At 41.7% G+C, this 19,346-nt stretch carries 15 protein-coding genes and 1 pseudogene; 11 read left to right on the forward strand and 5 right to left on the reverse strand.

Annotated features, from left to right (window positions below):
• The first annotated feature begins 345 nt into the window (after nucleotides 1–345).
• The 5 genes from KPY62_RS08565 (at nucleotide 346) to KPY62_RS08585 (ending at nucleotide 6,314) form a co-directional block, all read left to right on the forward strand.
• Entirely contained in the window at nucleotides 346–1,455 is a 1,110-nt protein-coding gene (locus KPY62_RS08565; protein WP_416384062.1) for a LysM peptidoglycan-binding domain-containing protein, read from the forward strand.
• A 67-nt stretch (nucleotides 1,456–1,522) separates the two neighbouring features.
• Nucleotides 1,523–2,776 (forward strand): DNA-processing protein DprA, encoded by a 1,254-nt coding sequence (gene dprA, locus KPY62_RS08570; RefSeq protein ID WP_216581624.1) that lies wholly within the window; start codon nucleotides 1,523–1,525, stop codon nucleotides 2,774–2,776.
• 98 nt (nucleotides 2,777–2,874) lie between these two features.
• On the forward strand, nucleotides 2,875–3,633 hold the full coding sequence (locus tag KPY62_RS08575) for an L-threonylcarbamoyladenylate synthase (RefSeq protein ID WP_216581625.1): 759 nt from the start codon (nucleotides 2,875–2,877) through the stop codon (nucleotides 3,631–3,633).
• 401 nt (nucleotides 3,634–4,034) lie between these two features.
• The gene (locus KPY62_RS08580; RefSeq protein ID WP_216581626.1) at nucleotides 4,035–5,027 is read left to right on the forward strand and encodes a TIGR01777 family oxidoreductase; all 993 of its coding nucleotides are present in this window, start codon (nucleotides 4,035–4,037) and stop codon (nucleotides 5,025–5,027) included.
• A 192-nt stretch (nucleotides 5,028–5,219) separates the two neighbouring features.
• Nucleotides 5,220–6,314: a metallophosphoesterase gene (locus KPY62_RS08585; RefSeq protein WP_216581627.1), complete on the forward strand. Its 1,095-nt coding sequence runs from the start codon at nucleotides 5,220–5,222 to the stop codon at nucleotides 6,312–6,314.
• A gap of 129 nt (nucleotides 6,315–6,443) precedes the next feature.
• Here the strand turns inward: KPY62_RS08585 and KPY62_RS08590 are convergent, their stop codons facing one another.
• Complete coding sequence (locus tag KPY62_RS08590) at nucleotides 6,444–6,623, reverse strand: hypothetical protein (protein WP_216581628.1); 180 nt, start codon at nucleotides 6,621–6,623, stop codon at nucleotides 6,444–6,446.
• A 261-nt stretch (nucleotides 6,624–6,884) separates the two neighbouring features.
• On the opposite strand from KPY62_RS08590, the gene KPY62_RS08595 reads away from it, so the two are divergent.
• Nucleotides 6,885–8,021 carry a metallophosphoesterase gene (locus tag KPY62_RS08595; RefSeq protein ID WP_216581629.1) on the forward strand — a complete coding sequence of 379 codons (1,137 nt, stop codon included), beginning with the start codon at nucleotides 6,885–6,887 and terminating at the stop codon, nucleotides 8,019–8,021.
• On the opposite strand, the gene KPY62_RS08600 is transcribed toward KPY62_RS08595, so the two are convergent.
• The gene (locus KPY62_RS08600; RefSeq protein ID WP_216581630.1) at nucleotides 7,998–9,308 is read right to left on the reverse strand and encodes an alpha/beta hydrolase; all 1,311 of its coding nucleotides are present in this window, start codon (nucleotides 9,306–9,308) and stop codon (nucleotides 7,998–8,000) included. The two genes, KPY62_RS08595 and KPY62_RS08600, sit on opposite strands and share 24 nt — an antisense overlap.
• 87 nt (nucleotides 9,309–9,395) lie before the next feature.
• Nucleotides 9,396–10,832, reverse strand: coding sequence for an alpha/beta hydrolase (locus KPY62_RS08605; RefSeq protein ID WP_216581631.1), 1,437 nt, complete (start codon nucleotides 10,830–10,832; stop codon nucleotides 9,396–9,398).
• Nucleotides 10,833–11,486: 654 nt separating this feature from the next.
• Here KPY62_RS08605 and grpE point away from each other — a divergent pair.
• The gene (grpE, locus tag KPY62_RS08610) at nucleotides 11,487–12,092 is read left to right on the forward strand and encodes a nucleotide exchange factor GrpE (RefSeq protein WP_216581632.1); all 606 of its coding nucleotides are present in this window, start codon (nucleotides 11,487–11,489) and stop codon (nucleotides 12,090–12,092) included.
• Between the two features lie 241 nt (nucleotides 12,093–12,333).
• Nucleotides 12,334–14,277, forward strand: a complete 1,944-nt coding sequence (gene dnaK, locus KPY62_RS08615; protein ID WP_216581633.1) for a molecular chaperone DnaK — start codon at nucleotides 12,334–12,336, stop codon at nucleotides 14,275–14,277.
• Between the two features lie 108 nt (nucleotides 14,278–14,385).
• Here the strand turns inward: dnaK and KPY62_RS08620 are convergent, their stop codons facing one another.
• Together KPY62_RS08620 and KPY62_RS08625 are read right to left on the reverse strand one after the other, a co-directional pair.
• Nucleotides 14,386–15,195 carry a methyltransferase domain-containing protein gene (locus tag KPY62_RS08620; RefSeq protein ID WP_216581634.1) on the reverse strand — a complete coding sequence of 270 codons (810 nt, stop codon included), beginning with the start codon at nucleotides 15,193–15,195 and terminating at the stop codon, nucleotides 14,386–14,388.
• A gap of 59 nt (nucleotides 15,196–15,254) precedes the next feature.
• Nucleotides 15,255–16,481, reverse strand: a complete 1,227-nt coding sequence (locus tag KPY62_RS08625; protein ID WP_216581635.1) for an 8-amino-7-oxononanoate synthase — start codon at nucleotides 16,479–16,481, stop codon at nucleotides 15,255–15,257.
• Nucleotides 16,482–16,810: 329 nt separating this feature from the next.
• Between KPY62_RS08625 and KPY62_RS08630 the strand changes: the two genes are divergently transcribed.
• The 3 genes and pseudogenes from KPY62_RS08630 (at nucleotide 16,811) to KPY62_RS08640 (ending at nucleotide 19,284) form a co-directional block, all read left to right on the forward strand.
• Nucleotides 16,811–17,365 carry a porin family protein gene (locus tag KPY62_RS08630; RefSeq protein ID WP_216581636.1) on the forward strand — a complete coding sequence of 185 codons (555 nt, stop codon included), beginning with the start codon at nucleotides 16,811–16,813 and terminating at the stop codon, nucleotides 17,363–17,365.
• 216 nt (nucleotides 17,366–17,581) lie between these two features.
• A pseudogene (locus KPY62_RS08635) lies at nucleotides 17,582–18,034 on the forward strand (NfeD family protein); the annotation flags it as partial.
• 410 nt (nucleotides 18,035–18,444) lie between these two features.
• A complete protein-coding gene (locus tag KPY62_RS08640; protein ID WP_373416609.1) occupies nucleotides 18,445–19,284 on the forward strand; it encodes an SPFH domain-containing protein in 840 nt (279 codons plus the stop codon).
• The last annotated feature ends 62 nt before the right edge of the window (nucleotides 19,285–19,346 follow it).

The raw sequence follows: 19,346 nt of genomic DNA on the forward strand, positions 1-19,346 counted from the left end.
GCCGTTAGTCGTTTAATAATAAACAATAATCTATCAAATAAGAGAAGCCTATAGCTATTGAGGAGTTAGCCAAACAGTGTACAGAGTTGTATGAGCAACCATTATCGGCTATTTTGCCAAGATGTAATATTAAGTTCCACGTGAAACATAGTTCTATTGATTCATTTTAATCGACATTAATCAGTAAAAATATAATTGATATTGTGCTAAGGTACGGATAGCTTACTGTATTGTCATAAACCAGCAACTATTGATTAGCGATTATTAAAGCTGAAAAAGCACTGTAAGAGGCTACTATAAAAGGCGCTGATTACATCGACGCATACCTTAATTCATATGGATATAATAAAAATGAGCTTAAAGGTTTTAGTGAAAGCACTGTTGATGACTGCCTTTAGTAGTGCATTATGGCTACCTACTGCTCATGCTAATAATCCGCCACCCACTATCAAGGCTGATGCTCCTAATCGCTATATCGTCAAAAAAGGCGATACTTTGTGGGATATCTCAGGCCGCTATTTAGATAGTCCATGGCGCTGGAAAGATATTTGGGCAACCAATACCCAAATAAAAAATCCTAATCTTATTTATCCTAACGATGTACTTATCTTATGCGTCATTCAAGGTAAGACCTTGCTTGGGGTTGATACTGGCGAGGGTTGTGCAGGGATAGAAAAGCAGTTGAATGGTGGTTTGCTTGCTAGACCAGTAACGGTAACATCGACAGTCAACAGCATCCCTGCTATTCCACGCTCAGCTATCCAGCATTGGTTAGATAAAACCACTATAGTAAATCCTAAAGACTTCAATACCACCCCCTATATCTTAGCTTCTAAGAACCGCAACTTGATTACGGCTAGCGGTGATAAGGTCTATGCTAAAGGGGTAGCGCTTATTGTTGGTCAGAATTACGGGGTATATCGCCAAGGTGAACGGTATGTTGATCCAAAGACTAAAACAGTTATCGGCTTAGAGGTTACCCAAGTAGCGACAGGACGAGTCACTAGCTCTACTCCTGAGGGAGTATCTAGTTTGCATTTGAATGCTAGTTACGGTAAAGAAGTACGTGAAGGTGACAGAGTCTTCGTTGAGCTAAATAATAATATTGCGCCAGTGTTCTATCCTGAGCCTGCGACAGTCAGCCGTGGCGGTACCATAGTGCGAGTAATGGATTCAATTAGTTCCGCCGCCCGTGGCAGTGTAGTAGCGATTAATTTAGGGACTAGGCAAGGCGCAAAGCTAGGCGATGTATTAACCGTTTATCAAAAAGGTCCGTTAGTACGTGACACTATCGATAATGACAATCCAGTACGCTTGCCCAGCGAACCTAGTGGAATGGTCATGGTATTTGATAGCTTCACTGATATCAGCTATGCTTATGTTCTAAGCTCAGATCTACCATTAGATGTAGGTGATCAGTTACTACCACCGCCCCATTTACAAGGGTTATTTTAATAAGGCATTATTTCAGTAATTTACTAACGTCTAAAATGCTATAAAACAAACTAAGAGCCAGACTACTATGACGGCATCTAAGCTTATACTATCAGAAGAGCAGCGTGCCTCGTTGGCACTATGGTATGAAGTGAATGGCTCACTATCTGCTTATTATAAACTAGTCAGTAGTTTTGCTAGTATGCAACAAGCCTGGACAGCTAAGCTGAGTGCTTGGCGTGAGCTAGGTCTTCATCATACTCATCTGAAACGTCACCAGCAGACTGAGCAGACTATTACTAGTATAAATACTGTTACAGCGGCGCTAGAAGCTGGTGAGTATCAATTGATATTTGCCGATCAGCCCCAGTACCCGACCCAACTATTACAAATCTATGATCCACCCCCACTATTGTTCTGTCGGGGTAACAGCGCGCGCTTGCAGCAAGCGCAGATTGCTATGGTAGGTAGCCGTAAACCTACTGCCCATGCCCAAAAAACTACCTTTGATATGGCGCAATATTTAGCTGGGGTGGGTTATGTGATCACTAGTGGTTTAGCAGTGGGGGTAGATAAATGTGCTCATCTAGGAGCACTAGCTCAAGCTGAAACTAGCTATCATGGGCGTACCATCGGTGTGATGGGGACTGGTATTGACGTCTGTTATCCCAGTCAACATCAGCAGCTATTCGCTCAAATAATTGAGCAAGGTGGCTGTCTTATCAGTGAGCTACTTCCAGGTACACTACCGCACAAGCATACCTTTCCTCGTCGCAATCGTTTAGTGGCTGGACTTAGTTTGGCCACTATCGTTACTGAGGCGGCTATTAAAAGTGGCTCACTAATTACTGCCAGACTGACCTCAGAACAAGGCAAGCAAGTGTTCGCTATTCCTAGTCATATTGATAATACTAACGCTGAGGGCTGTCTACATTTGATTCGAGAAGGCGCTACTTTGATTTATCATCCTGAGCAAGTGCTAGAGGATGTCAATGCGCAGCTTAACTCGCCAGTAGGTTATGCTAAAACAGAGGCAACTAAACCTGTAATAAGCACTACGTCTCGACTCAATAAGCGCTCTGCTAAAGACGAAAGCCTGCCGTCAAGCTTAACTAACTCGCCAGTTCAATCAGCATTCGATGCTGATATTACTATCAAAACTAAGGTGATAATTCCTGAGCATTTGACCGTAGTCTATGAACAGCTGGATTGGCATGGACAAGATTTAGAGGCGCTATTAGTGACTACTAAGCTGGATACCGCGCAATTGATCAGTAAGTTGATGGAGCTTGAATTGCTAGGAACTATTAGCGAACAAGGTGGCCGATATTCACGCTTATAATAAAAATAAAAAACTGACCTAAAAAGTCAGTCATTCACTATCTTATTAAGGCCTCAAAGCGTTATTATTCCTATCTGTCCTTTTTATCTTTATATCTTATGAAAACAGATGATTTTTCAGCAGAGCCTGTGTCGGCAGTAGAGCACATAGTTACTAGTAGCCCAAACAAAGCGGCTCAATGGTTAAACTCTGGTAAGCTTTTGGCATATCCTACCGAAAGCGTTTGGGGCATTGGCTGCGACCCTTTTAATCAGTCAGCTGTAAAGCAGTTATTGGGCATCAAACAGCGGCCCATAGACAAAGGTATGATCGTAGTCACTGACCATATCGACCGTATTGCGCCATTACTTAATACCCTTACTAGTGCGCAACGCCAGTCTATTATTGATAGCTGGCAGATGATGGCTAATCAGCAAGCGCAAACTTGGCTATTACCGCTATCTACTGAGTTGAGTGTACCTATCCCGTATTGGATTACTGGGGCACATAACAGCGTTGCCGTGCGGGTCATAGCTCATCCCCTTATTCAACAGCTTTGCAGTCAAATGGTTAGCGCAGATAACCCTTATGGTTTCATTGTCTCCACTAGTTGCAACCCATCGGGGCAGCCCCCAGCATTGTCCCTAGAGGAAGCTCGCCGTTACTTCTTCAGTATTGATAAACAAAGCCCTAATAAACAAAGCCCTGATAAACAAAGCACTGATAAACAAAGCACTGATGAATTAAGTGTTGATATAGAAGCTATTGATAAACAGCGCAGTGCGTCTAAGCAGATGAGATATTTATCAGGGCCTACCTTAGGATATCAGCTACCAAGCCAAATCAGTGATGCCTTAACTGGACAAGTAATTCGTTAATAACCGATCTGCTTGATAATAGGATATAGTCGATATTAAATAACATAGATGCATCACTTTATAGCACGAGAGGGTGATGAGTTTTTCTAGCTTGCCGTGACTATACCGACAGAGGCTACAAAAAACTGATCTCAATCTCGCTATATCGTTTTTACAATGAACGGACTATAGAATGATGCTAATACTTTAAAGCTTCCTACTGATAGGGCTATTCACTAACTTGATTATAAGTCTCTTCGTTAGCAGCAATTGGGTCATTGCTAGTGCTTTTGCCTTACCAAAAGCCTGTACAACCAATTTTGACAAAGTCAGTAAAAGAGAACAGGATAATTAGAAAGACATACAACAAGTTTAATAGCACTATACCAGCCGATTTTAGCCGAAATTATAAGGATAAGCTCATGAATATTTTAATTAGTGGTGGCTCAGGATTTTTAGGTAGTGCATTGAGTAAAGAGATGATTGAACGCTATCGTCAAGCTGGAAGCGAAGTCAATATTACTTGGCTGACTCGTGATAGTAATCAGGCACATCCTGATAATATCCAGATGATTAGCTATGATGAATTGGCTAAAACCGACCATAGCTATGAGGTGATAGTAAACCTTGCTGGAGCAGGTATTGCTGACTCGCGCTGGAGTGATGATCGTAAGCAAGCATTAGTTGCCAGTCGAGTAAAACCAACAGAGTCGCTACTAGCTTTTATCGCTCGCACAGCTAATAAGCCCAAGCTACTAGTTAGTGGTTCAGCTATTGGCTGGTACGGTGTACAAGGGGACAAACCTCTGACAGAAAGTAGTGACTCTAAGACTGACTTTGCCCATCGCTTATGCCAGGAGTGGGAGCAGTTAGCGCTGAAGGCTTCTGAGTACAATGTACCAGTGGCTATATTACGCACTGGCGTGGTCATCCATCCTGCAGGCGGTATGCTTGGCAAGTTGTTGCTACCCTTCAAGTTCGGAGTAGGCGGACAGTTGGGTGATGGTCAGCAGATTATGAGCTGGATTAGCCGTGATGACTGGGTAGGGGCCGCTATTTTTATTATTGAGCAACACTTATCGGATAAGTCCAAAGCGCTGTCAGCACAGAGTACGGTTCCTAATGATAATAATATAAAACCCGCGAATTCTTCTATTAATAATACTACACCAGCCGTAGTTTATAACCTAACCGCTCCTAATCCCGTGACTAACCATACTTTTACTAAGGCTGTTGGTTCATGGCTACATCGCCCAACCATTTTTACTTTACCCACCCCCTTGTTAAAGCTGATGTTCGGTGAGATGTCGACTTTACTGATTGATGGACAAAAGGTGCTGCCACAAGCATTACTGAATGCTGGTTATGAGTTTAAACAACCAAGTCTTGAGAAGGCATTAGCAGAGCAGCGCTAAACAAGCTATGCCAATATTACTGACTAACGTTTCATGTGAAACATTAAAGGGTATTAATAAGTAGTAATGCTTACATGTTTCATGTGAAACGTAAGGTACAACCATGGAATTTTTATGGAACCTAGCCAGCTTATAGAGCTTTGCAGAAATCTATCATAAGATGACCTTACATTAATCAATCAGACCTTTATTATGTGGCTCTTTATCATCGCAACTCAGCTGCTAGCGCTAATCACTAGTGCCCTTTTATGGTGGCTGATAAAGCCTAACAACCCTGCTAAAAACTTAGCATTGATCACTATAGTATTTGCTATTAATAACCTAGCACTGTTCTATGGGCTTACTGAGTTTTGGCGTGAACGTTTTCATATCTATTTGGTTATTAGTATCTTGCAAGGTTTTATGGTTTATGCCGCAATAATAACAGCCGTTATTGGAGTCACTTACATTAAGTTGTTAAAGCAGCCTAGTCGTCCTAAGTTATTACGAATATTGGCAGCTAGCGTTTATGTAGGTATTGTAGGACTATCAGTATTTAATGCTTATGTACCAGTAGTCAAGCATTTGACAGTGACGACTGCTAAGCGGATGAAAAAGCCCTTAAATATGGTACTGATATCTGATACTCATTTAGGTAGATGGTTTGGCAATCGTCAGTTAGATAAACTGGTAAGTGTCGTCGATACACAGCAGCCTGATGTAGTAGTGATAGCCGGTGATATCATGAATGACAGCACCTTTTATTATGATAAAAATAACATGCAAGAGCAGTTGTCTAAATTGCAGGCACCGCTTGGGGTTTATGCAGTATTAGGCAATCATGATTATTCAGGTAACCAACTAGCCATTACCACAGCAGTTGAAAAGGCGGGAATAAAGGTATTAGATAATGAAAACGTACTGCTAGAGGATTCGGTCTGGCTAATTGGGCGCTCGGACGTTACTGACCCAGCACCGCGCATATCAGCAAAAGATTTAGTTGCGCAAGTGGATACCGATAAGCCAGTGATATTTTTGGAACACAGTCTTGAATCTATGGATGAGTTAAAGCAGGCCCCCATAGATGTACACTTATCAGGCCATACTCATGGTGGGCAAATATTTCCTTTAACCACGCTGATGCAATGGCTTTATCCATTGATACAGGGGGCTAAGCAGATAGGCAACACCCAATTTTTAGTAACTTCAGGTTATGGGTTTGGTGCGGTCCCTTTTCGATTAGGTACGCGCTCTGAGATATGGGTAATTACCTTGCAGTCAGTCACTGAGCAATCAGCAACTAAATAGCGGCGGTCTACGAGGTGGATAAGATTTTTGATAAAATGGATGTTATAAACAGCAGTCAGTTATGGCAGTAAGCTATTAGAGCTAATGTTTAAGCTATAGCCGTTATTTTTATAGTGCTATAACGCTTGTTTATATACCAGCAAGCGCCTTAAAGCTAGCCTCATCGTAGTCATCATCATGAGTGACCATAACAGAACCTTGGGTAATATTGACATCGACCCAGCGCACCCCTGTTAGGGTGATAGTATTAGCCACCAACTTATCCGCGCTTTCTCTATCAGTAATAGTTGTTTGATATAGTGTTTGCATCACAATAACCTCCAGTTTTGCTCAAGCAAAGCAAAGGTTCGCCAAAGCCAATCCTATAACCTCAGCAGACTCCAAAAGATCGTTACCGCTATTCTTGGTAACTATTATTATCCTTATAAAGAGTATAACCCTTTATCTCGCTACTAGAGTATGACTATTAAGGCGAGCTGCGCTTTGACAACGATAACTGCACGAGATTAAGTCGTTTTTGTGTGCCGTTGCTACTATTATATTAGTGATAAATCTATTACAGGAAAGCGCATGCGCTACGTATTTTTTATTGTCATTATTTTATTATTAGAGCTGTTTAGTCTAGGCGCAGCGCTAACTTTACAGTGGTGGATTGCACCGTGGACTAAGCCGACATCGCAGACAATGGCAACGATAGTAGTGTTCTTAATAAGTAATGGCTTGTTATTATTAAGCGTTAGCAAGCTGCTAAAAAACAGTTATCGCTGGGTCAGTGGCTGGATGCTGGTGATGCATTTTATGGTGCTCACTGCTGCGATTATCAGTTTGATATATGGCGTTGGCTGGCTAGCTATGACCATGTTTGATAGTGCTACTATCTTCGCTATGCCTGCTATTACCGTAGCACTAGGTCTACGTGGCGTAGCTTTGCTAGTGTTTATAGGCTTGTTCGTTTACGCTCTATATAGCGCTTATATACCGAAAGTACGTCATCTTACCGTAACTATCAATAAACCTTTATTGAAGCCGCTACGTATCGCAGTAGCTAGTGATTTACATTTGGGTCGTCTGTTTGGTAACAAGGCTATCGATAGATTACAGCGTCTAATCACTCAGTCACAAGCTGATATGTTGCTAATGCCAGGCGATATTATGGACGATAATACTCAGGCATTTAGTGACTATAATATGGCAGCTAACTTAGCTAGATTGTGTGCTAGCCTGCCTTATGGGGTCTATGCGACGTTAGGCAATCATGATCTATATGGTCATGAGAAACCGATCACTGAGTCGCTACGCAACGCTGGCGTACAGTTGTTAAACGATGAAGTGCTACGCCTCGATTATAAAGGTCAGCCAGTGTGGCTAGTAGGGCGCTTTGATAATCACAAACGTCAGCGTGTGGCAACGACAGAGTTGTTGGCGCAAGTGAATACTGAAGAGCCGGTTATCCTATTGGATCATAGACCGAGCGATATTATTGAACATAGCCTGTTGCCTATTGATTTGCAGCTGTCAGGGCATACCCATAATGGGCAGATATTCCCTGCCAACTTCATTGTCAGCTCGATCAATCGTTTGGGCTATGGTTATGAAGCCATTGGCAAAGGACACTTTGTAGTCTCCTCTGGCTATGGCTTTTGGGGTATCCCATTTCGCTTAGGCTCACGTTCTGAGATTTGGTTAATTAGCCTCAGTGGTCAGTAACTTGCGCACAAATTTAGCAAACTCGCTGATGATATGGCTAGTCTCAGTGTTAAGACCTTTGTGCACCCCTATTAAGTTAATAAAACCATGCGGCGCCCCTAGCACAGTATAAGTCTCTACTTGAGTACCGTTATTTTGCAAGCGTTCAGCGTAAGCTAGTGCCTCATCGCGCAAGATATCTAATTCAGCAGCGACGATATAGCTTGGACAGATATTGCTATTGTCACCATTCATCACTGAAACCAAAGGATGTCCTTGCGGTAAAGCACTCTGTTTGATGTAAGCAGTATTAAAGGCTTCAGCTTCATCATTATCCAGCAATAATCCTTGGCCATAAAGCGTCCAGCTTGGATGATTAGACCCATAGTCAGTCACCGGATATAAAGGTAGCTGCGCCAATGGTAGCGGTAAGTTACTGATGTTTTTTATAAAGGTTGGTATAGGAGCACCCGTAGAGTCTTTATCTTCACTAAGCTCTAGCCAGAGTGCTGGCGTTGGAGTAGTCACTTGCTGGGCCACTAATATCGCTAGGCAGCCACCAGCACTATCGCCTGCTAGCACGATACGTGATGATGAAGCTCCCAAGGTTTGGGAATTCTCAGCCACCCAAGCATAAGCTGCCATACAGTCTTTAAGTGCCGTTGGTGCCCGATGCTCTGGGGCTAGTCGATAATCGACGCTAACTACTGCCCAGCCAGTTTGGCTACAGACAGCATGACAAAACTCGTGATGAGTGTTGATATCACCAATACAAAACCCACCACCATGAAAAAACAGCATCACCACATTTTTATTAGGGTCGTTAAGGTTACTGCTTGCAGCCGTTAGTTGGTGCCGAGGGTTTTGATAGCAGCGAATGGCCATATCGCCACCATCGCCATTAGCGATAACTTGATCTTGCCAGTTAACCTCAGTATTTTTGCCAGCAGTAGTCAGGTCAGTATCAATATTAGCACTGGCCTGTCGCCAAACCTTAGGCGCTTGTATAGACACCACATCAGTCGCGAATTTCTTACGTAGTTTAAGCAGTTTATCTACGCTTAGCGGCTTTTTAAGCTGATTATTCACTGCCATAATTAAGCGTAAATGATCATCAGCATGTGGATATTGCTCAGCAGTAACAGCGTTTAAACGCTGATTGAGCTGCTTGACTACTGGTGCTGGCAGCTGACCTAAGCCTTTAAATAAATAGTGTAATCTATGCTGATAAACAGTCCGACTAGCAGCTACAGTCTTCATGCTCTTAGTCACTACAGCATTCAGCGATGGTAACGGTAAAATAGACATAAACTCACCTTTATTGGTCCAGTTAAAGAATAAAACGGATGCTGGTAGCACTTTATGACTTTTTTAAAACTAGCAATCACAATGCTACTAAGCCGCCTGTGCTTTGTGCATACTCAGCACTTGATAGACGAAGCGGGCAAACTGTTGGATAATATAGTCAGTCTGTTGCTCAAGCCCTTGATGTACGCTCATAAAATGCAGAAATCCATGCGGTGCACCAAGCACAGTATGAGTCTCAACTGCCACGCCATGACTTTTTAGTTGCTCAGCATACGCAAAAGCTTGGTCACGTAGGACATCCAGCTCAGCGGCTACAATATAAGTTGGGCAGACTTGTCGGTTGTCACTAGTCATCGGAGAGATCAGAGGATGCTCGCGAGTGAGCGAACTGTGCTGCAAGTAAGCGACATCGAATACCGCAATATCAGCATGATCCAATAGTAAGCCCTCACCGTATAACGCCCAGCTTGGATAGTCGGTTTCGATATCTGTCACTGGATACATTGGCATTTGCGCCATAGGCTGCGGCAAGTGCTGTAGTAACTGGTAAGTACTTTGACCGGATAAGCCTAGATCTTGCCATGAGCTGGCCGTTGGTGCAGCTATTTGTTGGGCTAGCAAAGAGGCCAGACAACCACCAGCACTGTCACCGGCCAACACAATACGTGCAGGTCGAGCTCCGAGCGTATGACAGTGCTCAGTTAGCCAAGCGTAAGCAGCGATACAGTCTCTGAGAGCAGTTGGCGCAGGATGTTCAGGAGCTAAACGATAATCAACGCTGACTACGGCCCAGCCCGTTTTTGCACAGATAGCATGGCAGAACTCATGATGAGTGTCGATATCACCAATACAGAATCCACCACCATGCATAAATAGCATGACTATTTCATCAGGATTGGCGTGGTTGCTTTCCTTTGCGCACGCTTGGTAGCAGCGAACCTTCATAGTGCCTTGATCACTGCCCGTATCTCTACCTTCGTCAGCATTAGCAATAAGCTTATCTTGCCAACTAACAGTAGCAGCGCTACGTTTAATAATAGGCTCGATAGCCAGCCGCTTATTAGCACGATATTGCCGCCATACTTTTGGTGTTTGCATCGCAACCGCATCAGCGGCAAACCTTTGGCGTAGACCGCCTAATGCTGCAAGCTGTAATGGAGTTTTGAGCTTAGCATTGACTGCGAGTATCAAGCGTAAGTGCGCATTAGCATGCAGATATTGCTTGGAGGTTGGGCCTTGTAAATAACTCACAAAGCCTTCTAAAAAAGGAGCAGGAACATAGCCTATGGTTTTTAGCACATAGTGTAAGGTATGCTGCTTATACTGGGCAATAGGTTTATAACTGAGTACTTTGCTAGCCATAGCATTAGTCACAGAGCGCTTTTTGATAGAGATAATCGTATCAGCGCTGCTGTCTTTTAGCTGCTCATTAGCAGTACGACCCAGAACTGCAGGGTTAAAACTGCTAGCGGTCCTATTGAATACCTTGCATAGTGAGACTGAGCTCGTAGGTAAAACTGACATAACATTCCTTCCTGATAATCTTTTAACGGTCATGTTTATAGCTGGCCAAAGCGTTGATTATAAATATCATTGACTATAGCTATCATTAATTGCCAATAGAGTTGATGATGGCTATAGACTGATATAAATCTCTGATTGCTGTATGCCAAAATATAATAAGACAATCTACAAAAATATTAAGTGTCATTTAGTAAAAGTATAGTTGGCATCAATAAAATTATCAGGTTAAAAAATTCTAATAATACTTTTGAGTATAGCTCTATTGCTAATAACAGACAGCTTATACAAGGCCTATTAGTTACTAATATAACGGCTAGTTGCCAACCTTAGCAGTCACTCTAGCCACCGACTATAAAGCTCTGCTTGTTAGTGTTTTTACCGCTTTTATTACTATATTAGTGGATATCTATCATTAATTAGAAAAATTCCTCCACTTTAGGCTTGAAATTGATGACCATCACCTTTATCAAGCAGCTATCGGAAGGTATTTACAATCAAAGGACTGATGATGCTAGCGTTGTTAAAAAATAGCTAGCCAAATAAATAGCTAAATAACACTTGTGAGCGTACAAGTATCTGCATCTGAAAGTTCTGTTTTATCTGTTTTAAAAATTAACTATTTGCACTCAATTATTCAAATCACAAGGAGTTATCATGAGCGAACAAACCCCAAACCATGAATTCGATACTAAAGATCCAAAAGCAGCACAAAGCAATATCGAACGTGAAGGTAGTGTGTTAGAAGAGACGATTGAAGAATTTAACCCTGAGGTTAATGAAGGCGATAATCAAACTATCGATAATGACATTAGCCTTGAAGCCTTTCAGGCACGTATTGCCGAGCTGGAAAGTGAAGTCAAAAAGTCTAAAGAGAGTACCGCTCGCGCTAATGCTGAGACTTATAATGCGCAAAAACGTATGGAGCAAGAAGCCGATAAGAGCAGAAAGTTTGCTTTGCAGAAATTTGCCAAAGAGTTATTAGAAGTGGTTGATAACTTAGAGCGTGCTATTGAAAACGTTAATGATGATGACGCTGTTAGCGAAGGTATCAAGCTTACTCATAAAGCGCTTATAAGCGTATTAAACAAAAATGGTGTCGAAGTGGTTGACCCGGCTGGCGAAAAGTTTAACGCTGATCTTCATGAAGCGGTTGGTATTGATCCACAAGCTGCTGCAGACACAGTAGGCGTAGTACTACAAAAAGGCTATAGCTTAAACGGTCGTCTATTACGCCCAGCTATGGTGCAAGTCGGTCAATAGTTTTAGTCAAGGCTACTGTACTTCTGTGAGTGGATAACCCTTATCAAAGGTAAGGGTATTGACAAAACTTCACACAAAAGCAAATTATTGTACTGTTAGTGACTTGAAAAAACTTACACTCAAACCGATATAAAGCAACAAGTAACCGCTTAGCAGCTTAACCAATCAGCTGATAAGCGCATTCATAATAGAGTTATTAATAAAATATTAACATACTAAAACTAATTAGGAGTAATTAACGATGGGTAAAGTAATAGGTATAGATTTAGGTACTACTAACTCATGTGTCGCTGTATTAGAAGGTGACTCAGTTAAGATTATTGAAAATGCTGAAGGTACTCGTACTACTCCTTCAATCGTCGCTTATAAAGATGATGAAACTTTAGTAGGTCAGTCAGCTAAGCGTCAAGCAGTTACTAACCCGAACAATACTTTGTTTGCCATTAAGCGCCTCATTGGTCGTCGTTTTGATGACAAAGTCGTGCAAAAAGATATTGGGATGGTACCTTACAAAATCGCTAAAGCAGACAACGGTGATGCTTGGGTCGAAATCAACGGTAAAAAACTAGCGCCACCACAAGTTTCTGCTGAAATCTTGAAAAAGATGAAAAAGACAGCCGAAGACTATCTTGGTGAGAGCGTTACAGAAGCCGTTATTACGGTACCTGCTTACTTCAATGACTCACAGCGTCAAGCCACTAAAGATGCTGGTAAAATCGCTGGTCTAGACGTTAAGCGTATCATTAACGAGCCGACTGCTGCTGCGCTTGCTTATGGTATGGACAAAAAACAAGGTGATCGCACTATCGCAGTTTATGACTTAGGTGGTGGTACTTTTGACGTATCAATCATCGAGATTGCTGATGTTGATGGCGAGCAACAGTTCGAAGTATTAGCAACCAATGGTGATACTTTCCTTGGTGGTGAAGATTTTGACTCAGCATTGATCGAATATTTAGTTGCAGAGTTCAAAAAAGACCAAGACGTCAACCTAAAAGGTGACTCTCTAGCGATGCAGCGTCTAAAAGAAGCTGCCGAAAAAGCTAAAATTGAGTTATCAAGTGCTCAAAGCACTGAAGTAAACTTGCCTTATATCACTGCTGATAGCAATGGTCCTAAGCATTTGGTAGTTACCGTTAGCCGCTCGAAGCTTGAGAGCTTAACGGAAGCCTTGGTACAGCGTACTATGGGTCCTTGTAAAATCGCTATCGATGATGCTGGTCTAAAAACCTCTGAAATCGATGATGTGATCTTAGTAGGTGGCCAGACTCGTATGCCATTAGTGCAAAAACAAGTCCAAGACTTCTTTGGTCAAGAGCCACGTAAAGATGTTAACCCTGATGAAGCGGTAGCCGCAGGTGCAGCAATCCAAGGTGCAGTATTGTCTGGCGAAAAAACAGACGTCTTGCTACTTGACGTGACGCCTTTGACACTTGGTATCGAAACAATGGGTGGGGTATTGACGCCAATCATTGAGAAAAACACTATGATTCCTACTAAGAAATCACAAGTATTCTCAACGGCAGAAGACAACCAGCCAGCAGTAACGATTCAGGTTTATCAAGGTGAGCGTAAAATCGCTAACCAGAATAAACAGCTTGGTCGTTTCGACTTGACGGACATTCCACCAGCACCACGTGGCTTGCCACAAATCGAAGTAAGCTTCGATATCAACGCTGATGGTATTATGAATATTTCAGCTACTGATAAAGGTACTGGTAAAGCACAAAGTATCCAAATCAAAGCGGATTCTGGTTTGTCGGACGAAGAAGTCGAACAAATGGTGCGTGATGCAGAAGCGAACGCTGCAGAAGATGAAAAGTTCGCTAACTTAGCACAAGTTCGCAACGAAGCTGATGGTCGTATCCATGCAGTACAAAAAGCACTAAAAGATGCTGAAGATAAAGTTACTGCAGAAGAAAAATCATCAGTAGAAACTGCGATCTCTGAGCTTGAAATGGCTGCTAAAGAAGATGATCATGATGACATCAAGTCTAAACTTGAAGCATTAGACAACGCTTTCTTACCAGTCAGCCAGAAGATTTACGCTGATGCTGGCGCAGGTAGTGAAGGTATGGATCCAAGTCAGTTCCAACAAGGCGCAGATTCAGCAGCTGATAACAATCAGACTAATGATGATGTAGTTGATGCTGAATTTACAGAAGTAGAAGAAGATAAGAAGTAGTCTTCTAAAGTTTAAGTTTTTATAGAAGCTATTGATCTGTATAAAATAAAAACGCACCTTTCGAGGTGCGTTTTTTTATGCCTCTCATCAGCATAAGATAAGATTTTTCTAAGCCTTAAAGGCGCTCAGTATTAGTACTTCGTAAGTCAAAATAACACAAGGATTACCTTGTTGATCTTTATTGCAGAACTGCTGCCAATAATCCCGCTCAAATTGTTGCAAACGGGTTTTTGTCCAAGTAAAGCCCTGATTGTCATTTGCTTGTGCTTGTGTGCGATTGGTCGATACGCCGGTTAATTGCATATGTTTTAATACGGCGTAAGGATTGGCAAAGGGTAAATCAAAGCGTTGAATAGTTAATTCAATATTTTCAAAACCAGCATCCGCTAATGCTAATTGCCATTGGTCAATCTCTGGATACTGTAATCCTTGACCGGTTAAGGCTTTGATTTGTGAAAAGTTATTTGCAGTAAAAGTGTTAAAAATTAATTGGCCTTTAGCTTGTAGGCGCAGCGCAGATTGTCGTATAAAGCTCAATGGATTATCAAACCATTGCACAGTATTGGCGCTGATTATCAGGCTATGATTTCCCTGAAGATCCATAGTCTCAGCATCACCAATTGCTATCTTGGCAGTGGCCAAAATTGATTGCAAGGTAGCGGCTTGTTCAGCGCACAACTCATTGATAAACCAGTGCTGACTTTGAATATGCGCTGCTATCAGGCGGGTCATCTGACCCGTCCCTGCACCGATTTCTAACACACTGTGTTGCTCAGTATCAACAATATTGTTTAGTAAGTATTGACATACTTGCTGCTGAATATTGGCATGCTGGTCATAGTGGTTCGCACTGGCAAAATGGCGAGCGATGGTTTGCTTTCTACTACTGAAATTATAAGGTGGAGCGAGGGTTTTCATAATATTTGTTGCATCCAAATAAGCTGATTGTGGCTTGATAGCATGACTAGCATCTAAAACTATAATTGTTGTATGAGCAGTTGGCAGTCCTCATTTGTCAGCCTAGCATTCATAACCAAACGTATACGAGCACTATTTGCAGGAACAGTAGGTGGTCTGATAGGCAATGCATAAAAGCCAGCTCCTTGTAATTGTTGAGCTTTGGCAATAGTCCGAGCATTATCACCCAATATATAAGGTATAATAGGGGATTGATAAATGACCTTTTCAACCGTTGGTGACACTCTATGCTGTTGCTCAATAGCTTGGCTAATCGTTATCGATAATTGAGCCAAATGCGTGCGTTGAGCCGTTAGTTTTGACATTTTTGCTAAAATAAATCGTGTCCAAGCGTGATTTATTGGCGGCAATGCTGTGCTAAAAATCAATGGCCGCATATGGTTAATCAGCCATTGTCTAGCGACATCATTGCACATTATATAAGCCCCAACCGAGGCAAAAGCTTTACCAAAGGTACCGACTAAATAATCTATATCAGTTAGAGTATCAGTCTCCTCTGCCAGTCCCAAGCCTGTGTTACCTAGAATGCCGATGGCATGGGCCTCATCGATATACAGCTCTATGCGAGAGTCCTTAGCTTTCAATTCCACTAACTTAGGTAAGTCAGCGCGGTCACCATCCATACTGAAAATACTCTCAGTAACAATAATAATGCGCTCAACGTTTGGGTCTGCTTGCTCAATAAATTTAGCCAAATGCTCATAATCGTTGTGTCGGTAACGACGATAAGTGACCAGCTTACTTTGGCTCAAACGTAGGCCATCAATAATGCTCGCATGTACCAGTTTGTCAGCTAGAATAAGGGTATTAACTGGCAATGTAGTTAAGGCTGGTAAGATACCAATATTGGCATGGTAACCACTGTTGAACACTAATACCGATTTCGATATGTCGTCTTTGCTTACTGCCGCTTGATACCACTGCTGCAATTCATACTCTAGTGCTTGTAGCTGGGTATCGTTACCGGTGAGAAGCCGTGAAGAAGTGGCACTCATTCTAGGTACTTGTGTCACGGGTAACTGGGCTATTTGGCTAAGAAACTCAGTCTGTAGCTCAGAATCAGAGCCTAAGCCAAGATAATCATTACTAGCGATATTAAGTAGTTTTTTACCCTTGATAATGACACACGAACCTTGGTGCTCTAGATTTGACAAATCGCGGTATTGCTGTTGAGACTTTAAGGTCGTTAAGGATTGTTGCAACTGCTCCACTATAGAACTTGTCATATTTATTTATTCCTGTAATTTATTTCAACTTTATGGCATTAGTTATCGCTTTAGTAAGTAGAAAGTATTGCACAAATCGCCTACTTGTAACAAAAAATTTCATATATCAAGTTTTGTAACTAAGTATAGGACAAACACTTGCAAAACTTAACTCTCGGACTGCTAAACACAGACAGATTGAAATAAATATTTTGTTAATATAACCCTATCGTAAGCAAACAAGGCGATATGGTTATTACTGCTTTTATCAGTAGTGTTAGAAGTTGTTTAGATAACCTTAATATAAATAGATAACTTGTTTGTCAAAATACACCTTAAAGGAGAACACAATGAAAACTTTACAAAAGACTCTATTGGCTCTAGTAGCTGGCTCATTAGTTAGCGTAGGCGCTCAAGCTGCTATCTCTTATGGTAATGGTTATACTGGTCAGCCATACGTCGGTGTTAAAGTCGGTCAGTTTGATCTAGATGTTGATAACGCTGATAAGCCTACTGCTTATGGTGTATATGGTGGTTATAACTTCGATCCTAATTTCGGTGTAGAAGCTGAATATGTTGGTTCAAGTGATGCTGACTATAGAGGTGGTGATATTAATGCCAAAACTTACGGCGCTTACGGTACTTACCGCTATGCTTTCGCTGATACCGGTATCTATGCCAAAGGTAAGCTAGGTGTTGCAAAAACTAAAGTAGAAGGTGACTACACTACTCGTGTTGGTGCTACTGATATCAAAACTAATACTTACTCAGATAGCGAAACTAGCTTAGCTGGTGGTATTGGTCTTGGCTATGCTGTAAACCCAAGTTTTGGTGTTGAAGCAGAATACGACATCCTAGGTAGCGATGCTAATCTAATGACTGTTGGTGCCCATCTAAAGTTCTAATTTAGCAGCATTCAATGATCAAAGTATAAAGATATAAAATAAAAAAACGACCACTAAGTTGGTCGTTTTTTTGTGTCTCTAATATGTATTATAAAATTTTGTTTGGTGCTGCACTTTAAATAATAACTAATAGTATAATACTGATTTTTAAGACAATATTAATAGTTGAACTGTGTTACATTAAAGTATGGAACCATAAAGAGGGAGGAGACAACAATGATTGAAACTATCTACATGATCGAGCCTTGGCATTGGCTGGTACTAGGTTTTCTACTGTTGATTGCTGAAATATTTATCCCTACTTTTGCTAGCCTTTGGTTCGGAGCTGCGGCTATTATTGTCGCAGCTCTAGCTTGGCTATTGCCAGTGCCTATACTGTTCCAAGTTCTTATTTGGTTGACTCTATCAGTCCTGTTTATGTTCGCTTGGGTCAAGTATATTAAACCTTTGTCAGTAGACCGCACGAAAGCTGGACTCGGTGGTAGCATCATTATTGGCGAAACCGGTATGATCGTGCTTAAGCCTCAAGGCACAGCTTTGGGAATAGTACGTTTTAGTGTACCGATTGTCGGAGCTGATGAGTGGTCTTGCCGTACTCAAGGTGAGGTGGTTGAAGTAGGCGATAGAGTAGTGGTTACCGACATCGTTGGTAATGAGCTTATTGTGGCTCTAACTAAACGTATTGCGGTTTCTAATGTTCTGCAACCTGATATCAGTCTCGCTATTGAAAGCCGTCCGGTAACTAGCGACATTAGAATTAACCGATTGAATCTTAGCAAGCCTAATCTAGACAGCGTGCGCCTCGAAAAGAAGTTTACAAATAAGTAATGCGCTTAAGTTGCTGCTCAATTTGTCTCAATAAGAGGCACTTCTTGACCGGTTCTTAGTTAGATAACTAATAAGGTAGATAGCCAATAATTTATCGCAAATAAGTTATCGCAAAATAATTCGTTCAAAGATCTGTTATCTAAAAATGATAAGCGCAAACACATACGACCTTGCTGCATTATTATCGGCAATGTCTCAAGGAGAGTATTATGAATAGCATCTTAAGCAATCTTAATGGCGTTAGTATTGTTATGTTGGTACTAATAGCCCTGATTGCGTTGACTGTATATAAGGGGGTGCGTATTGTTCCTCAAGGTTATAAATGGATTGTCCAGCGTCTTGGTAAATATCAGCAAACGTTAGAGCCGGGTTTGACTCTGATTATTCCTTTCATCGATACTGTTGCTTATAAAATCACTACCAAAGATATCGTGCTTGATATTCCTTCACAAGAAGTAATCACCCGCGATAACGTGGTTATCATCGCTAACGCAGTCGCTTATATTAGTATTGTGCGACCAGACAAAGCGGTCTACGGCATCGAAGACTACGAATATGGTATTCGCAATCTAGTACAAACCTCACTACGATCTATTATAGGTGAGATGGATTTGGACAGTGCTTTATCCAGCCGCGATGAGATCAAAGCTAAGCTTAAGCACGCTATCTCAGAAGATATTGCTGACTGGGGTATCACCCTAAAGACGGTCGAGATTCAGGATATTAATCCATCACAAACTATGCAGATGGCTATGGAAGAGCAAGCCGCTGCTGAGCGTCAACGTCGTGCGACAGTGACTCGTGCTGATGGTCAAAAACAAGCCGCTATCTTAGAAGCGGATGGTCGCCTAGAAGCCTCGCGTCGTGATGCAGAAGCGCAAGTGGTACTCGCAAAAGGATCAGAGGAGTCTATTCGCCTGATTACTGGTGCTATGGGTAAAGAGGAGATGCCAATTGTCTACTTGCTTGGTGAGCAGTATATTAAAGCCATTCGCCAGTTAGCAGAATCTGATAACTCTAAAATGGTAGTACTACCTGCTGACATCTTGAGTACAGTTAAAGGTATGGTAGGCGACAAACTAAAAGTTTAACAATGAATGTTTTAAGCTCATTAGAGCAAATAAACGGCTAGTAATTTACTAGCCGTTTATTT

The organism is Psychrobacter sp. TAE2020 (genome assembly GCF_018919485.1).
Taxonomy (GTDB): Bacteria; Pseudomonadota; Gammaproteobacteria; order Pseudomonadales; family Moraxellaceae; genus Psychrobacter.

Excerpts from the sequence above, each read along its gene's own strand:
- dprA (WP_216581624.1), top strand. The coding sequence starts at position 1,523 with ATGACGGCATCTAAGCTTATACTATCAGAAGAGCAGCGTGCCTCGTTG.
- KPY62_RS08575 (WP_216581625.1), top strand. The coding sequence starts at position 2,875 with ATGAAAACAGATGATTTTTCAGCAGAGCCTGTGTCGGCAGTAGAGCAC.
- KPY62_RS08580 (WP_216581626.1), top strand. The coding sequence starts at position 4,035 with ATGAATATTTTAATTAGTGGTGGCTCAGGATTTTTAGGTAGTGCATTG.
- KPY62_RS08585 (WP_216581627.1), top strand. The coding sequence starts at position 5,220 with ATGTGGCTCTTTATCATCGCAACTCAGCTGCTAGCGCTAATCACTAGT.
- KPY62_RS08590 (WP_216581628.1), bottom strand. The coding sequence starts at position 6,623 with ATGCAAACACTATATCAAACAACTATTACTGATAGAGAAAGCGCGGAT.
- KPY62_RS08595 (WP_216581629.1), top strand. The coding sequence starts at position 6,885 with ATGCGCTACGTATTTTTTATTGTCATTATTTTATTATTAGAGCTGTTT.
- KPY62_RS08600 (WP_216581630.1), bottom strand. The coding sequence starts at position 9,308 with ATGTCTATTTTACCGTTACCATCGCTGAATGCTGTAGTGACTAAGAGC.
- KPY62_RS08605 (WP_216581631.1), bottom strand. The coding sequence starts at position 10,832 with ATGTCAGTTTTACCTACGAGCTCAGTCTCACTATGCAAGGTATTCAAT.
- grpE (WP_216581632.1), top strand. The coding sequence starts at position 11,487 with ATGAGCGAACAAACCCCAAACCATGAATTCGATACTAAAGATCCAAAA.
- dnaK (WP_216581633.1), top strand. The coding sequence starts at position 12,334 with ATGGGTAAAGTAATAGGTATAGATTTAGGTACTACTAACTCATGTGTC.
- KPY62_RS08620 (WP_216581634.1), bottom strand. The coding sequence starts at position 15,195 with ATGAAAACCCTCGCTCCACCTTATAATTTCAGTAGTAGAAAGCAAACC.
- KPY62_RS08625 (WP_216581635.1), bottom strand. The coding sequence starts at position 16,481 with ATGACAAGTTCTATAGTGGAGCAGTTGCAACAATCCTTAACGACCTTA.
- KPY62_RS08630 (WP_216581636.1), top strand. The coding sequence starts at position 16,811 with ATGAAAACTTTACAAAAGACTCTATTGGCTCTAGTAGCTGGCTCATTA.
- KPY62_RS08640 (WP_373416609.1), top strand. The coding sequence starts at position 18,445 with ATGTTGGTACTAATAGCCCTGATTGCGTTGACTGTATATAAGGGGGTG.